Source organism: Amycolatopsis azurea DSM 43854 (assembly GCF_001995215.1).
Classification (GTDB): Bacteria; Actinomycetota; Actinomycetes; order Mycobacteriales; family Pseudonocardiaceae; genus Amycolatopsis; species Amycolatopsis azurea.
Map to the genome: position 1 here is coordinate 18,617 of NZ_MUXN01000039.1, position 16,121 is coordinate 34,737.

Genomic DNA, 16,121 nt, shown 5'->3' on the forward strand with positions numbered 1-16,121 from the left:
AGGTGGTTAGCTGATCACCGTCCGGATACCTCGCACGAACGCGATCACCCATCGTTGGTGAAGACACTCGGACGCGGGACTGCTGGCCGCCCCATCACTTCGTTGAGCTGTCCTTCGTGAATGTGTCACGAAGTTCCTGAGCCTTTTTCTCGACGCTCTCGAAGTTCCGATAGGACGCGGCGATCTCGTCAAGGTCAGCTTGAGCGCGTGCTGGATTCCCGTCGTCGAATGCCCACTGGGCCCGGAGCAGGAGTGCCTGCATCTTCTGCTCGACGGCGATGTCCGCGGTACCAAGGATTCTGTTGACGTCGTCGTGTGCTTCGTTGCTGATGCCCTGTTTCCGCCGCGCGAGGGCGCGACGGAACAAAGCGATGTAGCGTCTATCGTAGCTCGTTCCAGGAAGTTCCAGCACTGACGACCGGTCGGCGATCGCACCGTCGAGATCTCCGCGTGTGTCGAGGATGTCCGCCCGGTTGTTCAGCGCGCAGGCACGAACTTCGGCCGGCGCGGACGGGGATCCGATGATCGTGCTGAAATCCGTAGTGGCGAGATCTTCACATTGCAGGGTGCAGAGCGTGATGCCCCTGTTGTTCAGGAGCGAGTAGTATTCAGGCCACTCCGGGTCGCAATCGGCGAGTGCCTCGGAGTAGAGATCACGAGCACGTAGTGCATCGTCTTCCAACCGGACCAGATTGGCGACCTTGAAGCGCGCAGTCGTGATCAAGCGGCACCGCCCCTCGACGAGACCTTCCTCGATGGCAGCATCCAGCCGATCGAAGATCCACCGGATGACCGGGTGATCGCTGCGTCCCAGCAGCTGTATGACGGACACGGCCAGCTCGGCATCCGACAATGCTGACTCCCCGTCTCCGCTTGCCTCCAGCAAGTCGAGCAGCCGTTCATGGTCGGCATGATCGGCAACGAGCCGTTCCACGAAGCCGCGGTAGGAATCGGGCCATTTCCTTGCGGCATACCCGACCATGCGAGCCGATGCGAGCGCGACGGTGGGCTCCGCACCGAACCGGTCGAGCACGAAGAGTTCGCCGATGATATCCGGCCGGACCCCGTCGACGAGATCGTCTACCGCCACGGAGGAACCGAGACGTTGGAAGACGCCGGGAAGCAGGTCCGTAAGCGTGTCGGGTAAGGGGTGTAAGGACTCATAGTCGGTAATCGTCATCCCGCCCAGCGTCGTCGCGAGAAAACGCAGGTTGTGCGCGAGCATGGCAGACTGAGGTGTCGCGACTTGTGACTCGAGCCATGCGGTGCTCCGGGCGACGATACGCCGTAGTGAGTAGTCCCGGTTGGGGCGTTCCTCGCCCGGACTGAGCCGGTCGATCGTGGATACTTGCACAAACAGTGGCCGCAGGGCGGGATCCATGGCTTCGGCGCGGTCTACGACCTGCTCGACCTGACCTGTGGTGAGCGGTGCTGCGGCCAACCGCGCGATCATGTTCTTGACCAGTGCGCGCGCGTTCGGTCGGTCCAGGCCTGACATCGGGCGGGGTTCCGCGTACATCGCCGCAGTGACCCCGCAGGACTCCTCCAGCCGATTTACCCGCCGGGTGACTGACCACCACTCGCCTGAGGTATCTCGCTCGAGGATCAGCACCCGCACCGGGAACACTTGGTGCTGTCGGCTCAGCAAGACTAGAGCGTCGGACAGCCACCTGCTTCGCTGCGCCGCGTAGTCGATCACCAAGAGGGTTGGACGCTGAGCCTGGAAGTGGCCGAACTCGTCCTGGTCAGTTTCTCTGAGAAACCCGGCGTGCCACTCTCTCGTCGACGCGTACCGGCAAAGTTCGACGGCAAGTCGACTCTTGCCAATACCGGCGGGACCAGTCCACACCCACCACGAGAATGACCATTCGGCAGTTATGAAGCGTTTCAGCTCCGCCAGTTCAGCTGTCCGCCCTACGCAGTCGACGGCGGTGTTCGCGAAAGAAAGCAAAGACTCTGGAGTGTCCAGCGCCGGAATCGCTAGGTCGAGACTCCCGTCTCCCGTTCCTCCCACGAACAGGTTCCCGATGGAGCCAGCCTGGACCACGTTATGTGCGACGCCAGATACGACGTTGTTCGTCGACGTTCGTGGAGAGAGCCGAGCTCCTCGCCACCGCCGCAGTCTGTCAAACACCATGAGATTCTGCCTCAGTCGCGGTCCTTGCGCGGGTCCGGGAGGTTGGTTTGAACTGGCCAGGGCGGCAGCGAAAGTTTCCTCTTGACGCGGAATCGAAGATTGCCAGGAGGCGGCAGCAGTTGCCTGCATTGATCGGCATACCGGACGACGATTGTTCCTGGCCGTTCATCGTGGGACGTCGCGATGACGACTCCTGCTGAGCACCTGTCGGACTCCGGACGGCGGGCCGAAGGTGCTCCGCGAACCTGCGGGGTTCGTCGTGCCTGGCTGTTGATCTCGTTCAGCGGCGGAAGGGGCGTCGTGGGTCGCGTGGTTCCATGTTGAGGAACCGTTCGAACCAGGCTTGAGCTCGGTATTCACCGATGCCGAGTTCTCGGTTTTGGTCGGTGTCGGGGTCTTCGATGCCGTCGAGTTGTTTGCTGAACAGGGCGAGTATGTCGGTGTCTTGGAACAGTGTGTCGGTGAGCGTGTCCCAATCGTGGTCATCGTCGTGTTCTGGCAGATCTGCGTAGCGCTCGGTGAGGCCGGCCCAGTCGTCGTCGACGGCGGCTTCAGCCGAGCGCAGGATGAGGTGCAAAGCCATCTCTTCGGCTGGGCAGTGTGGTTCGGGCCAGTTTCCGGCAGCCAGGTCGCCGCTGAGGTCGTCGAAGGACCGTGCGGCCTGTCGACGCCAGACGGCGTTCTGTCGCCAGGTGATCCTCGGGAACTCGTCAAACACTGACCACGTACCAGTGTCGTCGACCGGCTCATCGCCATGTTCCAGGACATCGTCGTAGGCCTGATCGGCTAGCACCCCGGCAGCGGTCCACAAGGCTGCCGCTGTTCGGGGTGTCACCTGGAACCCGCTGCAGTGATCGCAGTTATCCCTGCCGCAGGTGCAGAGGGGGAAGAGTTCGGCGAAGTGCGGCCAGACGGAGAGTGGTACGCCGTCTTCGTCGATCTCGACTACGGATTCTGTGGCTTCGACGAACTCAATCCCGGATCGATCATCGATCACGGCTCCCGCGTCGACGAACCATTGCGCCGCGGCAACGGCGTTGCCGCGGATGTAGTCCTGTTCTTCTTGCCGGACCTGCTCGACGCTGAGGCTGCTGCCGGGGAGGACGGAGAACTGTGCTGCTTCGATGTCGGCGATCGCAGCTTCTTCGAGTGCGTTCTCGTCGATGATCTCGACGATCGCTTCGACCGTCACCTTGATTCTGCGGCTGCGTCCCTGGTCGCGGGTCATTCGTCCAGGCTATCCCCGCGGACAGGTTGTGGTGGTTGAGGACGAGCAGGCGGACGCTTGAGGGTGATCTAGAAGGAGGTCGTGATGAGGCGAGCAGCGGTATACAAGAGGTGCGGTTGCAAGACACGAGAGGAAGTCGGCGGCGGACGGTGTCCTCGGTTGGCTGAGCGGCGTCACGGGAGTTGGTATTTCTCGCTGGAGTTGCCGTGTGGCCGGGACGGCCGTCGGCATCGGGTGCGTCGTGGTGGCTTCCGTTCCCGTGCGGCCGCGGTTCAAGCACGGGCGTATCTGCTGGGGGCCGATGTGCTTCCGGGGCGGAGCGCGGTGACGGTGGGGCAGTGGTTGGACATTTGGCTGGAGATACGGCAGACCCTGAGTTTCAACACTCGTCGGCTCTACACCCAGCAGGTGAACGACTATCTGAAGCCGTACCTCGGGAGCGTGCCCTTGCGGTCGTTGACGGTGGCGCGAGTCCAAGCGATGTTCGTCGCGTTCGCCCGGGCGAACGCGAAACGACAACGGCCGCTGTCGCCGGCGACATTCGTGAGGATCAGGGGCACGCTTCATGCGGCGTTGAACGGCGCGATCCGGGTGGGATTGATCGAGCGGAATCCGGCGCACCTGGTGGAGCTGCCGTCGGGGCGGCGCCCGCGGGCCGTGGTGTGGACTGATGCACGAGTCGCGCACTGGCGAGCTACCGGCGAGCGTCCGCCGGTAGCGGTGTGGACAGCCCGGCAGACGGCCGAGTTTCTGGCGCACGCGCGTGAGCATCCGATGTACGCGTTGTACCTGGCGGTCGCGCTTCTCGGACTGCGGCGCGGCGAGGCGACCGGGCTGCGCTGGTGCGATCTCGACTTGGACGGCGAGGTCGTGCAGATCTCCCACCAGGTCCAGGACCGTAACGGCCACACCGTCGTGTGTCCGCCGAAGACCGAGTCGAGCGTGCGCACACTGGCGTTGGATCACGTGCTGATCGCCGCGCTGCGGACACTTCAAGCAGAGCGGCGAGACAACGTAACCGAACCGATCGGGTTCCTGTTCACCAATCGGCACGGCGGGCCGCTCAGTCCTGGCTATGTGACCCACACCTTCACCCGGCTGGTCGCCGAGGCGGGATTGCCGCCGATCCGGTTGCACGACCTGCGGCACGGCGCGGCCAGCCTGTCGCTGGCCGCGGGCAACGACCTCAAGGTCGTGCAGGCGATGCTCGGGCACTCCAGCATCGTGCTCACCGCAGACACCTACACCAGCGTCCTGCCCTGTCTGGCGCATAGCGCCGCGGAAGCAACAGCGGAACTGGTACTGGAAGCGGCCCGTAATGCCGCGACCTCATTGCGAGGCCAAGCAGGCAAGAAACACGCCCGGCGACGGAAAGGTAGCCGCAGCCGAGGCAAGAAGGCCAAGAAATAGAGGCGTGGCCGGTACGGCCTCATTCGGCCCCACGCCGGTCCCACCCAAGATCAAAGCCCACCGGCAAGATCCTCTTTGTGGAGAAATCCTGCAGGTGGGCTTCGTATCGGAACTGTGCGCCATCAGGGACTCGAACCCCGAACCCGCTGGTTAAGAGCCAGCTGCTCTGCCAATTGAGCTAATGGCGCCTGATTGTCCGCCGCTTTGGTGTTCCCCTTGGCGACGTGGAAAACATTAACACAGGGTTGCTGGGGCCAGTTTCAGGGGGGTCCCCTAACGATCGGCCGCCACGGATTCGGCCATCCGGCCGCAGGCGTTGCGGCCGGTCAGGCAGACTGTAGCCAGACGTTGGGGTTGGTACCACGCGAAACGGGCGGTGTGCATGAGGGTCTGGGGAGCGACGGGGCGGTCGCGGGTGGCTTTGGTGGCCTTGGTGGCCGGGTTCACACTGGCCGCGTGCACCAGTACACCGTCGGGTGAAACACCGTCTCCGGGTGGCACGCCCGGTGGCTCGCAGCAGAGCGGAGCGCCCGCTCCCGCGCCGAAGCCCGCCGCCATGACACTGACCCCGGCGCAGGGTGCGGCGGACGTGGCGCCCGGTGAGCCGGTCACGGTCGCCGTCGCTGACGGCAAGGTGGGCGAGGTCAAGCTGACCGGTGCCGACGGCAAGGTCGTCGCGGGCAAGCCGAAGGAGGACGGTTCGGGCTGGGAGTCGGCCGAGCCGCTCGGCTACGGCAAGTCCTACACCGTCACCGCGGCCGCGACCGGGACCGACGGCAAGCCGGTCACCGCGACCTCGACGTTCTCCACGGCCAAGGCGGGCAAGCAGATCGGTGTCTCGATCAACCTGGTCGAAGGGGAGACGGTCGGGGTCGGGCTGCCGTTGATCTTCACCTTCACCGCCAACGTGCCGGACAAGGCAGCGACCGAGAAGGCGCTGAAGATCGTCACCGAGCCGCAGGCCGAAGGCGCGTTCCACTGGTTCGGCGAGAAGACCGTGATGTGGCGGCCCAAGGAGTACTTCAAGCCGGGCACGAAGATCTCGGTCAACGCGGCGATCTACGGCAAGAACCTCGGCAACAACACCTTCGGCCGTGAGGACAAGCCGGCCAAGGTGGTCGTCGGCGACAAGCTGGTCGCGACCGCGGACGGCGGCACGCACCAAATGAAGGTCGTGGTGAACGACCAAGAGGTCAAGCAGATGCCGATCTCGATGGGCAAGCCGTCGAGCAGCACCCCGGCCGGGACCTACACGGTGATGAGCGAGCACACCGGGTACACGATGGACTCGAGCACCTACGGCGTCCCGACGGACAGCAAGGCCGGTTACCGGACGTTCGTGAAGTACGCGGTGCGGATGTCGAACAGCGGCATCTTCTACCACTCGGCGCCGTGGTCGGTGGGTTCGCAGGGCAAGCGGAACGTGAGCCACGGCTGCATCAATCTGTCGACCGAGAACGCGAAGTGGCTGATGGACACTTCCAAGAAGGGCGACATCATCACGGTCGCGAACTCGGGCCCGCAGGTGCTGGAGCCGACCGACGGCTGGTCGGTGTGGCAGATGTCCTGGGACGACTGGAAGACCGGCGGCGACCGGAACTGACCCGATCCCCATGAGGGGTCCCCTTAGGACTATCGAGTCCTAAGGGGACCCCTCATGGCGTTCCGGGCCTGGGTGTCCTGTTGAAGTACTCCCGCTGTGTCTCGCCGCTGGTCTTGTAGCGGCATTTCTGTGTGTCGGTGTCCCAGATCTTCTCCGGATCAAGTCGGCACTTCTGGGACTGGGCCTTCGTGCAGTTCGGATACCCGGGCTCGCATCGCCAAGGTGACTTGCGCGCCGAGGTCGTGGTCTTCACCGGTTCGGGAGGGCTCACCGTCACGGTCATCGCTCATATACGGCACCTGCACCTGGTCACCTACGGCACCGAATGGATGGGGGTCCGGGGGCGCAGCCCTCCGGCGGGGGCTTGGGGGCTCGGCCCCCAAAAAAGGCGAAACCCCAGCCTGTTGGGCTGGGCTCGTCAAGAGCCCCGAACAGACTGGGGTGATGGGGTGAGCGACGGGTTTCGAACCCGCGACCTCCTGGACCACAACCAGGTGCTCTACCAGCTGAGCTACGCCCACCATCGCCGGGCTCGGGAAGCTTCCCATCACCTCGGCCGCACTATATTAGCGTGCCCGTTTCGGGGGCTCGCAACGGGTTACCGTTCGTGGCGTTCCTGCACTTCAGCGGCGGCGGCCTTGGCCTGTTCGGTGGTCGGGCCGGGCTGGGGGACGAAGGCGACGCGGCGGTAGTAGTCGAGCTCGCCGATGGATTCCTTGATGTCGGCGAGGGCGCGGTGCGCGAGGCCTTTCTCGGGCTTGGCGTAGTAGATCCGCGGGTACCAGCGCCGGACGAGTTCCTTAACCGACGAGACGTCGACCATGCGGTAGTGCAGGTGCCCGTCGAGGGCGGGCATGTCGCGGGTGATGAAGCCGCGGTCGGTGGCGATGGAGTTGCCGGCGAGCGGGGCGACGTTGGCCTCGGGCACGTGCGCGCGGATGTACTCGAGGACGCGCTGCTCGGCTTCTTCCATGGTGACCGTGGAGCGCCGGACCTCTTCGGTGAGGCCGGAGCGGGCGTGCATTTCGCGGACGACCTCCGGCATGCCGTCGAGGGTTTCGTCGTCGGCGTGGATGACGATGTCGACCCCTTCGCCGAGGACGTTGAGTTCGGCGTCGGTCACCAGCGCGGCTATTTCGATCAACGCGTCCTTGGCGAGGTCGAGCCCCGTCATCTCGCAGTCGATCCAGACTAGGCGGTCGTTCACCCCGGAACCCTAACCCGACCCGGGGATTCGCGACGCGCGACGTGCGGGTTCGGCGCGTTGCTGGCAGCGTGTGCATCCTCAGGTGAGCCATATCACAGACCAGGGAGCGACAGTGGCCGAACAGGGTCCAGCCCAGGAGATCGCGCAGGGTTACGTGAGCGAGGGGGCGGCGGTGGAGCTCGGTGCCGTCGTGATCGACGGCAAGGCCGATGCCGGGGCGGCGGTCCGCCTTCCGCTGGCGACGCTGAACCGGCACGGGCTGGTCGCGGGCGCGACCGGTACCGGTAAGACGAAGACCTTGCAGCTGATCGCCGAACAGCTGTCGGCCGCGGGGGTGCCGGTGATGCTGGCGGACGTGAAGGGCGACCTGTCGGGGCTGGCCGCGCAGGGGGAGAGCAACGACAAGGTCGCCAAACGCGCGGAAGAACTGGGTGACTCCTGGGAGCCCGCCGCGTTCCCCGTGCAGTTCCTGTCGCTGGGCACGGGCGGCAAGGGGGCGCCGATCCGGGCGACGATCACCAGTTTCGGCCCGATCCTGCTGTCGAAGGTGCTGGGGCTCAACGAAACCCAGGAGTCGACGCTCGGCCTGATCTTCCACTGGGCCGATCAGCGCGGCCTCGCGTTGCTGGACACGAAGGACCTCCGGTCGGTCATCACACACCTGACCAGTGACGAGGGCAAAGAGGACCTCAAGGGCATCGGCGGTGTCTCGGCCGCGACGGCCGGGGTGATCCTCCGGTCGCTGTCCAATCTGGAGGCTCAGGGCGGTGAGGACTTCTTCGGCGAGCCCGAGCTGGACGTCCACGACCTGATGCGCGAGGTCGACGGCAAGGCGATGGTGACCCTGCTGGAGCTGGACAACCTCCAGTCGAAGCCCGCGCTGTTCTCGACGTTCCTCATGTGGCTGCTGGCCGAGTTGTTCGAGGAGCTACCCGAGGAGGGCGACCTCGACAAGCCGAAGCTGGTGTTCTTCTTCGACGAGGCGCACCTGTTGTTCAACGGCGCGTCGAAGGCGTTCCTGGAACGCATCGAGCAGACCGTGAAGCTGATCCGGTCGAAGGGCGTCGGCGTGTTCTTCTGCACGCAGCTTCCGACGGACATCCCGAACAACGTCCTGTCCCAGCTGGGCGCGCGGGTGCAGCACGCGTTGCGCGCCTTCACGCCCGAGGACCAGGCGGCGCTGACGAAGACGGTGAAGACGTACCCGAAGACGAAGCACTACGAACTGGACTCGGCGCTGACGTCGCTCGGTATCGGCGAAGCGATCGTCACCGTGCTTTCCGAACGGGGCGCCCCGACGCCGGTCGCGTGGACCCGCCTGCGCGCTCCGCGGTCGAAGATGGGGTCCATCGGCGCCGAGGCCATCTCGGCTGCGACGGCGTCTTCGGATCTGCACGCGAAGTACGCCGAGACGATCGACCGTGAGTCGGCCTACGAGAAGCTCGCCGCGAAGGTGGCAGCGCCGCCTGCCGGTGAGGCGCCGCCGGAAGCGCCCCCGGCTCCGAAACAGGAGAAGGAAGCGCCGGGGATGGTCGAGCAGGCGATGAGCAACCCGGCGGTGAAGTCCTTCCTTCGCTCGGCGGCGAGCGCGCTCGGGCGGGAAATCACGCGCGGGCTGTTCGGGAACCGGAGGCGGTGAGGAATACCTGACGCGTTCTGTCAGGTTTACCCGGCAGGCTCGGCGCCATGACCAACATCGCGACAGCGTCGTTCACTGTGGACGGCTGGGACCCGCAGGCCACCGAGAAGCCCGAAAGCACCGAGTTCTCGCGTGTGCTGCTGACCAAGACGTTCACCGGAGCCGTCGAGGGGACCAGCGCCGTCGAGATGCTCACCGCGGTGAACGAGACGTCGTCGGCGTACGTCGCCTTCGAGCGGCTGGCCGTGTCCGTCGACGGGCGCAAGGGCGGCTTCGTCCTGCATCACTCGGCGGGGGAGAACGGGCATCACCTGATCGTCTTGCCGGGCTCAGGTCACGGCGAACTGGCCGGCATCACCGGAGCGGCGGAGATCGTCCAGGACGACGAGGGCAACCACACCTTCACCCTCACGTACGAACTCTAAATCCGTGAAGGCCTCCTTGCCCGCCCCGAACGTGGGCAAGGAGGCCTTCACGGACATCGCCTGCTGGGCCGCCCCCTGACAGCGGTCCAGTCGGCCGGGTCAGCCGACGATCTGATCGACGATCTTCTTCGCGTCGTTGATGGGGATCGCGAAACCGATGCCGATGCTGCCGGTCGAAGTCGGGTTGTACAGCGCCGAGTTGATGCCGATGACGTTCCCCTGCGCGTCCACCAGCGCCCCGCCCGAGTTGCCCTGGTTGATCGGGGCGTCGGTTTGGATCGCGGTGTAGCTCGGCCCGGCTTCGTTCGCGGTCCGGCTGTATGGCGAACGCCGCTCCTGGCCGCTGCTGAGCTCGTCGAGCTTGCGGTTCAGCGCGCTCACGATGCCGGTGGTCACGGTGTTCTGGAGGCCGCCGGGCGAGCCGATCGCGACGACCTGCTGGCCGACGGCGAGCTTGCCGGAGTCGCCGAGCGAAGCCGGGGTCAGCCCGCTCGCGCCCTTCGCCTGGATCACGGCGATGTCGGCCTTCGTGTCGGCGCCGACCACGCTCGCCTTGTACTGCTTGCCGTCCGACAGCGTGACGGTGACGTCGCCCTGGGCATCGGCGACCACGTGGGCGTTGGTGAGGATGCGCCCGTCCGCCGTCAGGATGACGCCGGAGCCGACGGCCTCGCCCTGCGCGGTGGTCACGTTGACCTGGACGACGCTCGGCGTCACCTTCGCGGCGACCCCGCTGACGTCACCCGAAGTGGTGTTCCCGACCGGTTGCCCGGTGGCTACCGTGCCCGAACCCGTGCCGGAGGCCGACGACGCGGAGTCGAAGCCGACGAGCGCCGCGCCGCCGACCCCGCCGACGAGGGCGGCGGCGAGCGCCGTCGCGCTGACGAGGACGGCGACCCGGCCGCCCTTCTTACGGGGCGGCGGGACGGGCGTCTGCGCCTGGGCCTGCTGCGGCGTGAAGAGCGGATTCGGCGCGGCCTGCCAAGGGGTGTAACCGGGGTACTGCTGCTGATGCGGCGGCTGGTGCCCACCGGTGGAGGCGGGGCCGGGCCGACTCTCGTTCTCGGTCATGGAACAAGATTCGCGCCCGTAGTTGTGAACGGCCTGTGGAAAACCCCAGTGCTTTCCTGAGAAGAATCTCCTGAGAAATCTCAGCGTTTCCTCAGTCGAAGAACGTGGGTACGTCCAGCGCCCCGCCCGACGCTTCGAATTCCTCGTGCACCGCCGCGCGAAGTTTCGCGTCCGCAAGGTAATCGACGGCGGTCAGCGCCAGCCCCAGGGCGCCGTCGACGACCGCGCGGTCGCCGTCCGGGGAACCGGCCGCGGCCGCGAACTCCTTGGTGTGCAAGGCGGTCGTCGGTCCGGAGATGGCGATCATCGGGTGGATCGCGGGCATCCGGTAGGAGAGGTTGCCGAGATCCGTCGAGCCGGTGAGGAATTCGGGAACGATTCCCGGCGGCAGCGGTTTGCGGCCGGCGTCGACCTGATGCACCGACCAGCGCCCGGCGAGCGTGGTGTTGAACCGGATCGGCAGATACGCGGGCTGGGCGTCCCACCGCAGTTCGACGCCGCAGCCGGTCATCTCCGCCGCGCCTCGCGCGATCGCCGAAACCCGCTCGGCGAGGTCTCGCAACGTGTCCGGTTGCGCGGACCGCAGATAGAACAGCAGCGCCGCGCGTTCGGGAACGACGTTCGGCCGCGCGCCACCGTCGGTGAAGACGCCGTGGGCGCGGTCGCTGGACGGCAGATGCTGCCGAAGCGCCGCGACACCCTGGTACGCGGCGACGGCGGCGTCGAGCGCGTTGCGGCCCATGAACGGCTGCGCCGAAGCGTGCGCGCCGACGCCGTGGAACACCATTTCCAGCTGCCGCCTGCCGAGGAACGGGTGCATCGCGATGTCGTGGCTGAACGGGTGCAGCATGAGCACGGCGTCGACGTCGTCGAAGACACCCGCGCGGGCCATCGTCTCCTTGCCGCCACCGCCCTCCTCTGCCGGCGTGCCGATCAGGGAGACCCGGCCGCCCAGCCGTTCGGCGACCGCCGCCGCGCCGAGGAAACCGCCCGCTCCGGCGGTGCAGATGACGTTGTGCCCGCAGCCGTGGCCGAGCCCGGGAAGGGCGTCGTACTCGGAGAGGACCGCGATGTGCGGGCCGGTCCCGGGAGTGGTCGCGACCAAGGCGGTCTCCAGCCCGCCCGCGCCGATCGTCACCTCGTGGCCGTGCCGTTCGAGCAGATCCCCGAGCGCGCGGACCGAGCGGTGCTCGGCGAAACCCTCTTCGGGATGAGCGTGCAGGTCCTGGCTCAGCGCCACCAGATCCGCCGTCAGCGCGCGGATCCCGGCGCCGACCGCGTCGCGGGTGGCCGGGTCCGCGCCCTCGTGCGGCGAGCCGAGGGGTTCGGCCGCGGCGACGGCGTCCGCGGTCGCGTCGACCAGGGAACGGAGGTAGCTGTCGTCGGGGGGAGTCGGCGAAGCGTGCTCAGAGCGGATCATTTCCGGATGTTAACCGGTAACTCCCCGCTGACGATCTGCGTGACACCGGAGTACCGCTCGCCGACGCGGTCGAATCCGCGCCGGAACAGCTTCAGCGCGATCTCGCCGCGGTCGAACATCCGCTGCCCGCTCAGCCTGCCGAGGAAGGTGTCCGCCAGCCGCATCGGCTGATCGCTGTGCCGGGCGCTGGTCAGCAGCACCAGCGAGCCGCCGGGTTTCAGCACGCGGGCGAACGAGTCCAGTGCGGCGTCGGGGTCGGCGAACATGTGCAGCGCGGCGAAACAGCAGACGGCGTCCACAGTGGAATCGTCGAGCGGCAGGTCGACGGCGTCGGCGCGCAGATAGGTCACCGAAGCCGGATTCGGCGCGGCGAGTGCCTTCTCCAGCATGGTGACCGAACCGTCGAGACCGATGGACAGCCCGTCCGGGCCGACCGCTTCGCCGAACGCGCGGGTGAACCGGCCGGTGCCGCAGGCGACGTCCAGCGCGACCTTGCCGGGGCCCAGCCCGAGCGCTTCGATCGCGATCCGGACCTCGTCCGCCATGCTCGGGCCGGTCAGTCCTTTCGCGACCCTGCCCAGCGTCGGGCGCCAGTACCGCTCGTAGATCATCGGTACGGCGGAGGTGCGCATCAGCCGCTGCGCGAGTCCGGTCGGCGGCCCGGCCTGCGGGATTTCCCCCAGCAGATCGAGGAAACCCTTGTCCTGCCCGGAGGTCGTGGTGCCCGGTCGAAGCAGGCTCGAGAGACGTTCGCGATGGTCCGGCATTGCTGCTCCCTTCACGTGGTCACCCGAGAATCTGCCATGACCGGTCCGTTCGCGACATTCCCGCCGCCGCGACCCGAAACTGTCGGTGCCCGTCTCTAACGTCGGAGGGAGTCGCCGTCCCAGCCGAAGAGGAGCCCGAAATGACCGGCTCGATCCTGCAGCACACCGCCTCGACCACGCTTCGCATCCCGGTGCGCGGCCTGTTCGACCTCGACAAGTCCATCCGGTTCCTGACCGACTTCCCGCCAGCGTGCCGCGGCGACGCCGCCGCCGAGCCCGGCACCCTGCGCTTCGCGTTCCCCGCCGAAGCGGGCTGGGAGCACGTCGGCGCGGCCGTCAGACAGAGATCACCAGGCTCGATCGAGGTGGAGGTCTTCGCCGAAGAAGGGCTCGCCGTCGAGGTCGGCGCCCAGGTGCGGCGGATCCTCTCGGTGGACGTCGACAGCGTCGGCTTCGCCAAGATCGGCGCCGCGGATCCCGTGGTACGCCGCCTCCAGCAGGCGTTCCCCGGGCTGCGGCCGGTGCTGTTCCACTCGCCGTACGAGGCGGCCTGCTGGGCGATCCTGAGTCACCGGACGCGGATGTCGCAGGCCGCCACGGTGAAACGACGGCTCGCCGAGGAGTTCGGCAGGCCGGTCGACGTCGGCGGGAAGATCCTCACGTCGTTCCCGGAGCCGGACGTCCTGGCCGGGCCGGAAGCCGGGCGCGGACTGCCGGAGGTGAAGGCCGAGCGGCTGCGCGCGGTGGCCAACGCGGCCAAGGACGGTCTGCTCGACGCCGCGTATCTGCGTGCGATGCCGGTCCAGGACGCGTTGAGCTGGTTGCAGCGCTTGCCGGGGATCGGCCCGTTCTCGGCGCAACTGATCCTGATCCGGGGTGCCGGGCATCCGGACGTCTTCCCCGCGGACGAGCCTCGGGTGCAGGAGGCCATGCGAGTCGCGTACGACCTGCCGGAGGCGCCGCCCGAGGAACTGGAGGAACTGTCCGCGGTGTGGCGCCCGTTCCGTAGTTGGGTGGCCTTCGCCCTGCGGAACGACCCGAGTCTCGCACGCGTGCGGACGGGGGTTCGATGACCGCCTGACACTGGGCATATCCGGCTTGTGGTGAGCTTGTGCGGTGAGCTCGTCTCCCGCCGAAACGGTTTCCGACATCGCCCAGTCCACCCCGCCCGGCACGATCACCCTGGTCACCGGTGGTCTCGCACTGCTCGTGGTGCTGTCGGGCAGGCCTTGGCGGATCGCCCGCAACCTGATCACGCTCGTCCACGAAGCGGGCCACGCGCTCGCGGCGGTGCTGGTCGGCCGTCGGCTGCAAGGCATCAAGCTGCACTCGGACACCTCCGGCGTCACCGTCTCCCGCGGCAAACCGGAGGGACCGGGGATGGCGTTCACCGCGCTGGCCGGGTACCCGGCGGCCGCGGTGCTCGGCCTGGTGTTCGCGGGGCTGCTCTCGTCGGACCTGATCACCGTCGTGCTGATCGTGATGGCGCTGATGCTGCTGGGCGTGCTGGTGATGGTGCGCAACACCTACGGCGTGTTCGCCGTGGTCACCAGCTCGGTGGTGCTCGGGCTGGTCGCGCTAGTGGCACCGTCGTGGTTCCAGGCGATCTTCGTCTACCTGCTGACCTGGTTCCTGCTGTTCGGCGGCGTCCGGCCGGTGGTCGAACTCCAGATCAAGCGGCGCCGGGGAGCGGCGAGGGATTCCGACGCCGATCAGCTCGGCAGGCTCACCGCGGTGCCCGCCGTGCTGTGGGTGCTGGTGATGGCCGTGCTGACGGTGAGCTGTCTCTTCGCGGGCGGGTTGTGGCTGCTGGAGCCGACCGTCGCCTGACCGGGGCGGTACGGCACACTGATGGCTCGTTCCGCGCGGAAGGAGTCGGAGATGGACGAGGTCGCCAAGGCCGTCGAGGAATGCGCTCGATCGGCGAAACGGGCCGCGCCGTCGCTGGCCGCCGCCTCCGCGGAGGCGATCGACGCCGCGCTGAACGCCATGGCGGACAAGCTTGTCGAGCACGCCGATGTCGTACTGGAAGCGAACCAGGCCGACATCGCCAAGGCGCGCGAGGACGGGATGAGCGCGGGCCTGCTCGACAGGCTCACCATCACCCCTGAGCGCCTGACCGGCATGGCCGAGCAGCTCCGTCTCCTGGCCGGTGCGCCGCACCAGGAGCGCTCCGTCGACGTGTCCACTTTGGACGGTGGGCTGCGGCTGGTGGAGCGCCGACGTCCGGTCGGCGTGATCGGCGCGAACTACGAGGCGCGCCCGAACGTCACGGTCGACGTCGCCTCGCAGCTGGTGAAGTCGCGCAACGGCGGCGTCCTCCGCACGGGCTCCGCCGCGCTCGGCTCGGCCCAGCGCCTGCGCGAGGCCGTGATCGCCCCCGCGCTCACCGAGGCGGGCATCGACCCGGACGTCGTCCAGCTGGTGCCGCGCGCCGAGCGCGAGGCCGCTTCCGCGCTGGTCCGGTTCCCCGACCTCGTGCCGCTGGTCATCCTGCGCGGCAGCGGTGACAGCACCCGGGCGCTGGCCACCGAGGCGGCCGTCCACGGCGTCCGCACGCTGGCCCACGCCGACGGCGGCGGTGTCCTGTACGTCGACGAAGCGGCTGACACCGACAAGGTGCGCGACCTGGTCTTCAACAGCCTCGACAGGCTCGGCGTCTGCAACCGGCTGAACCTGCTGCTGATCCACGAGGCCGCCCACGACCGCGTCTGGCCCGGCATCTCCGGCGCGCTGGCCGAACGCGGCGTCACGCCGTCGCTCGCCCCGCACGAGCACGCCATCGGCTACGAATGGGCGCTCGATTCCGACCGCGAAGCGACCGTCACCGTCGCGAAGGTCGCGAGCCTGCCCGAAGCGGCCGAGATCGCCAACGAGCGGACCTCGGGCCTGGCCGCCGGCATCGCCACCGAAAGCAACGAAGCCGCCGACGCGTTCTTCGACGCCTACACCGGCACCGGCGTCTTCTGGAACGCGCCCACCCGGCTGCTCGACGGCTTCAAGCTCCTCGCCGTCCCCGAGACCGGCATCAACCTGGACAAGGTCCCCGGCCCGCGCGGCCCGGTCACCTACACCGACCTCTATGTGCGGCAGTACGCCGTGCTCCCCGCCTGACCTCGCGTTGGTCGTGAGTGGCGATTCGGGTTAGAACACGAATCGCCACTCACGACTACTCGGTCCGGGAGTTTCAGGTGACTAACCGGACGACACGCGT

Annotated in this window: 14 protein-coding genes and 2 tRNA genes; 7 read left to right on the forward strand and 9 right to left on the reverse strand. The window is 67.4% G+C overall.

All coding sequences use genetic code 11. The features are described from left to right. Nucleotides 1-94 precede the first annotated feature (94 nt). Both B0293_RS41970 and B0293_RS41975 read right to left on the reverse strand, forming a co-directional pair. Entirely contained in the window at nt 95-2,014 is a 1,920-nt protein-coding gene (locus B0293_RS41970; protein WP_005166716.1) for a hypothetical protein, read from the reverse strand. Between the two features lie 403 nt (nt 2,015-2,417). Then, nucleotides 2,418-3,365, reverse strand: coding sequence for a hypothetical protein (locus B0293_RS41975; RefSeq protein ID WP_005166715.1), 948 nt, complete (start codon nt 3,363-3,365; stop codon nt 2,418-2,420). Between the two features lie 324 nt (nt 3,366-3,689). Between B0293_RS41975 and B0293_RS41980 the strand changes: the two genes are divergently transcribed. Continuing rightward, nucleotides 3,690-4,775, forward strand: a complete 1,086-nt coding sequence (locus tag B0293_RS41980; protein WP_052014615.1) for a tyrosine-type recombinase/integrase — start codon at nt 3,690-3,692, stop codon at nt 4,773-4,775. Between the two features lie 115 nt (nt 4,776-4,890). Here B0293_RS41980 and B0293_RS41985 read toward each other — a convergent pair. Both B0293_RS41985 and B0293_RS44605 read right to left on the reverse strand, forming a co-directional pair. Continuing rightward, a tRNA-Lys gene (locus B0293_RS41985) sits at nt 4,891-4,963 on the reverse strand. An 85-nt stretch (nt 4,964-5,048) separates the two neighbouring features. After that, on the reverse strand, nt 5,049-5,333 hold the full coding sequence (locus B0293_RS44605; protein ID WP_143254776.1) for a hypothetical protein: 285 nt from the start codon (nt 5,331-5,333) through the stop codon (nt 5,049-5,051). On the opposite strand from B0293_RS44605, the gene B0293_RS41990 reads away from it, so the two are divergent. Next, nucleotides 5,332-6,378: a L,D-transpeptidase gene (locus tag B0293_RS41990; protein ID WP_039919676.1), complete on the forward strand. Its 1,047-nt coding sequence runs from the start codon at nt 5,332-5,334 to the stop codon at nt 6,376-6,378. The genes B0293_RS44605 and B0293_RS41990 overlap by 2 nt on opposite strands. 445 nt (nt 6,379-6,823) lie before the next feature. On the opposite strand, the gene B0293_RS41995 is transcribed toward B0293_RS41990, so the two are convergent. Together B0293_RS41995 and orn are read right to left on the reverse strand one after the other, a co-directional pair. Further along, nucleotides 6,824-6,899 (reverse strand) — tRNA-His (locus B0293_RS41995). A gap of 77 nt (nt 6,900-6,976) precedes the next feature. Beyond that, the gene (gene orn, locus B0293_RS42000) at nt 6,977-7,585 is read right to left on the reverse strand and encodes an oligoribonuclease (protein WP_005166710.1); all 609 of its coding nucleotides are present in this window, start codon (nt 7,583-7,585) and stop codon (nt 6,977-6,979) included. A gap of 112 nt (nt 7,586-7,697) precedes the next feature. Here orn and B0293_RS42005 point away from each other — a divergent pair, with 112 nt between their 5' ends. Both B0293_RS42005 and B0293_RS42010 read left to right on the forward strand, forming a co-directional pair. Further along, nucleotides 7,698-9,224, forward strand: a complete 1,527-nt coding sequence (locus B0293_RS42005) for a helicase HerA-like domain-containing protein (protein WP_005166709.1) — start codon at nt 7,698-7,700, stop codon at nt 9,222-9,224. A 47-nt stretch (nt 9,225-9,271) separates the two neighbouring features. Continuing rightward, entirely contained in the window at nt 9,272-9,649 is a 378-nt protein-coding gene (locus tag B0293_RS42010; protein WP_005166708.1) for a DUF3224 domain-containing protein, read from the forward strand. A gap of 99 nt (nt 9,650-9,748) precedes the next feature. Here the strand turns inward: B0293_RS42010 and B0293_RS42015 are convergent, their stop codons facing one another. From B0293_RS42015 to B0293_RS42025, 3 genes are all read right to left on the reverse strand, one after another. Beyond that, the gene (locus tag B0293_RS42015; RefSeq protein ID WP_005166707.1) at nt 9,749-10,720 is read right to left on the reverse strand and encodes a trypsin-like peptidase domain-containing protein; all 972 of its coding nucleotides are present in this window, start codon (nt 10,718-10,720) and stop codon (nt 9,749-9,751) included. 91 nt (nt 10,721-10,811) lie between these two features. Beyond that, nucleotides 10,812-12,140 (reverse strand): M20 family metallopeptidase, encoded by a 1,329-nt coding sequence (locus B0293_RS42020; RefSeq protein ID WP_005166705.1) that lies wholly within the window; start codon nt 12,138-12,140, stop codon nt 10,812-10,814. Beyond that, nucleotides 12,137-12,907, reverse strand: coding sequence for a class I SAM-dependent methyltransferase (locus B0293_RS42025; protein ID WP_005166704.1), 771 nt, complete (start codon nt 12,905-12,907; stop codon nt 12,137-12,139). Before B0293_RS42025 ends, B0293_RS42020 begins: the two co-directional genes overlap by 4 nt. Before the next feature lie 140 nt (nt 12,908-13,047). On the opposite strand from B0293_RS42025, the gene B0293_RS42030 reads away from it, so the two are divergent. The 3 genes from B0293_RS42030 to B0293_RS42040 are packed head-to-tail and all read left to right on the forward strand — an operon-like array spanning nt 13,048 to nt 16,021. Next, nucleotides 13,048-13,980, forward strand: a complete 933-nt coding sequence (locus B0293_RS42030; protein WP_005166703.1) for a DNA-3-methyladenine glycosylase family protein — start codon at nt 13,048-13,050, stop codon at nt 13,978-13,980. A gap of 43 nt (nt 13,981-14,023) precedes the next feature. Then, on the forward strand, nt 14,024-14,737 hold the full coding sequence (locus tag B0293_RS42035) for a M50 family metallopeptidase (protein WP_005166702.1): 714 nt from the start codon (nt 14,024-14,026) through the stop codon (nt 14,735-14,737). 51 nt (nt 14,738-14,788) lie between these two features. Beyond that, the gene (locus tag B0293_RS42040) at nt 14,789-16,021 is read left to right on the forward strand and encodes an aldehyde dehydrogenase family protein (protein WP_005166701.1); all 1,233 of its coding nucleotides are present in this window, start codon (nt 14,789-14,791) and stop codon (nt 16,019-16,021) included. Nucleotides 16,022-16,121 lie beyond the last annotated feature (100 nt).

Coding starts and splice junctions, on each gene's coding strand:
- B0293_RS42020 (WP_005166705.1), bottom strand. CDS start 12,140: ATGATCCGCTCTGAGCACGCTTCGCCGACTCCCCCCGACGACAGCTAC.
- B0293_RS42030 (WP_005166703.1), top strand. CDS start 13,048: ATGACCGGCTCGATCCTGCAGCACACCGCCTCGACCACGCTTCGCATC.
- B0293_RS42015 (WP_005166707.1), bottom strand. CDS start 10,720: ATGACCGAGAACGAGAGTCGGCCCGGCCCCGCCTCCACCGGTGGGCAC.
- B0293_RS42010 (WP_005166708.1), top strand. CDS start 9,272: ATGACCAACATCGCGACAGCGTCGTTCACTGTGGACGGCTGGGACCCG.
- B0293_RS42040 (WP_005166701.1), top strand. CDS start 14,789: ATGGACGAGGTCGCCAAGGCCGTCGAGGAATGCGCTCGATCGGCGAAA.
- B0293_RS41990 (WP_039919676.1), top strand. CDS start 5,332: ATGACACTGACCCCGGCGCAGGGTGCGGCGGACGTGGCGCCCGGTGAG.
- B0293_RS41975 (WP_005166715.1), bottom strand. CDS start 3,365: ATGACCCGCGACCAGGGACGCAGCCGCAGAATCAAGGTGACGGTCGAA.
- B0293_RS44605 (WP_143254776.1), bottom strand. CDS start 5,333: ATGGCGGCGGGCTTCGGCGCGGGAGCGGGCGCTCCGCTCTGCTGCGAG.
- B0293_RS42025 (WP_005166704.1), bottom strand. CDS start 12,907: ATGCCGGACCATCGCGAACGTCTCTCGAGCCTGCTTCGACCGGGCACC.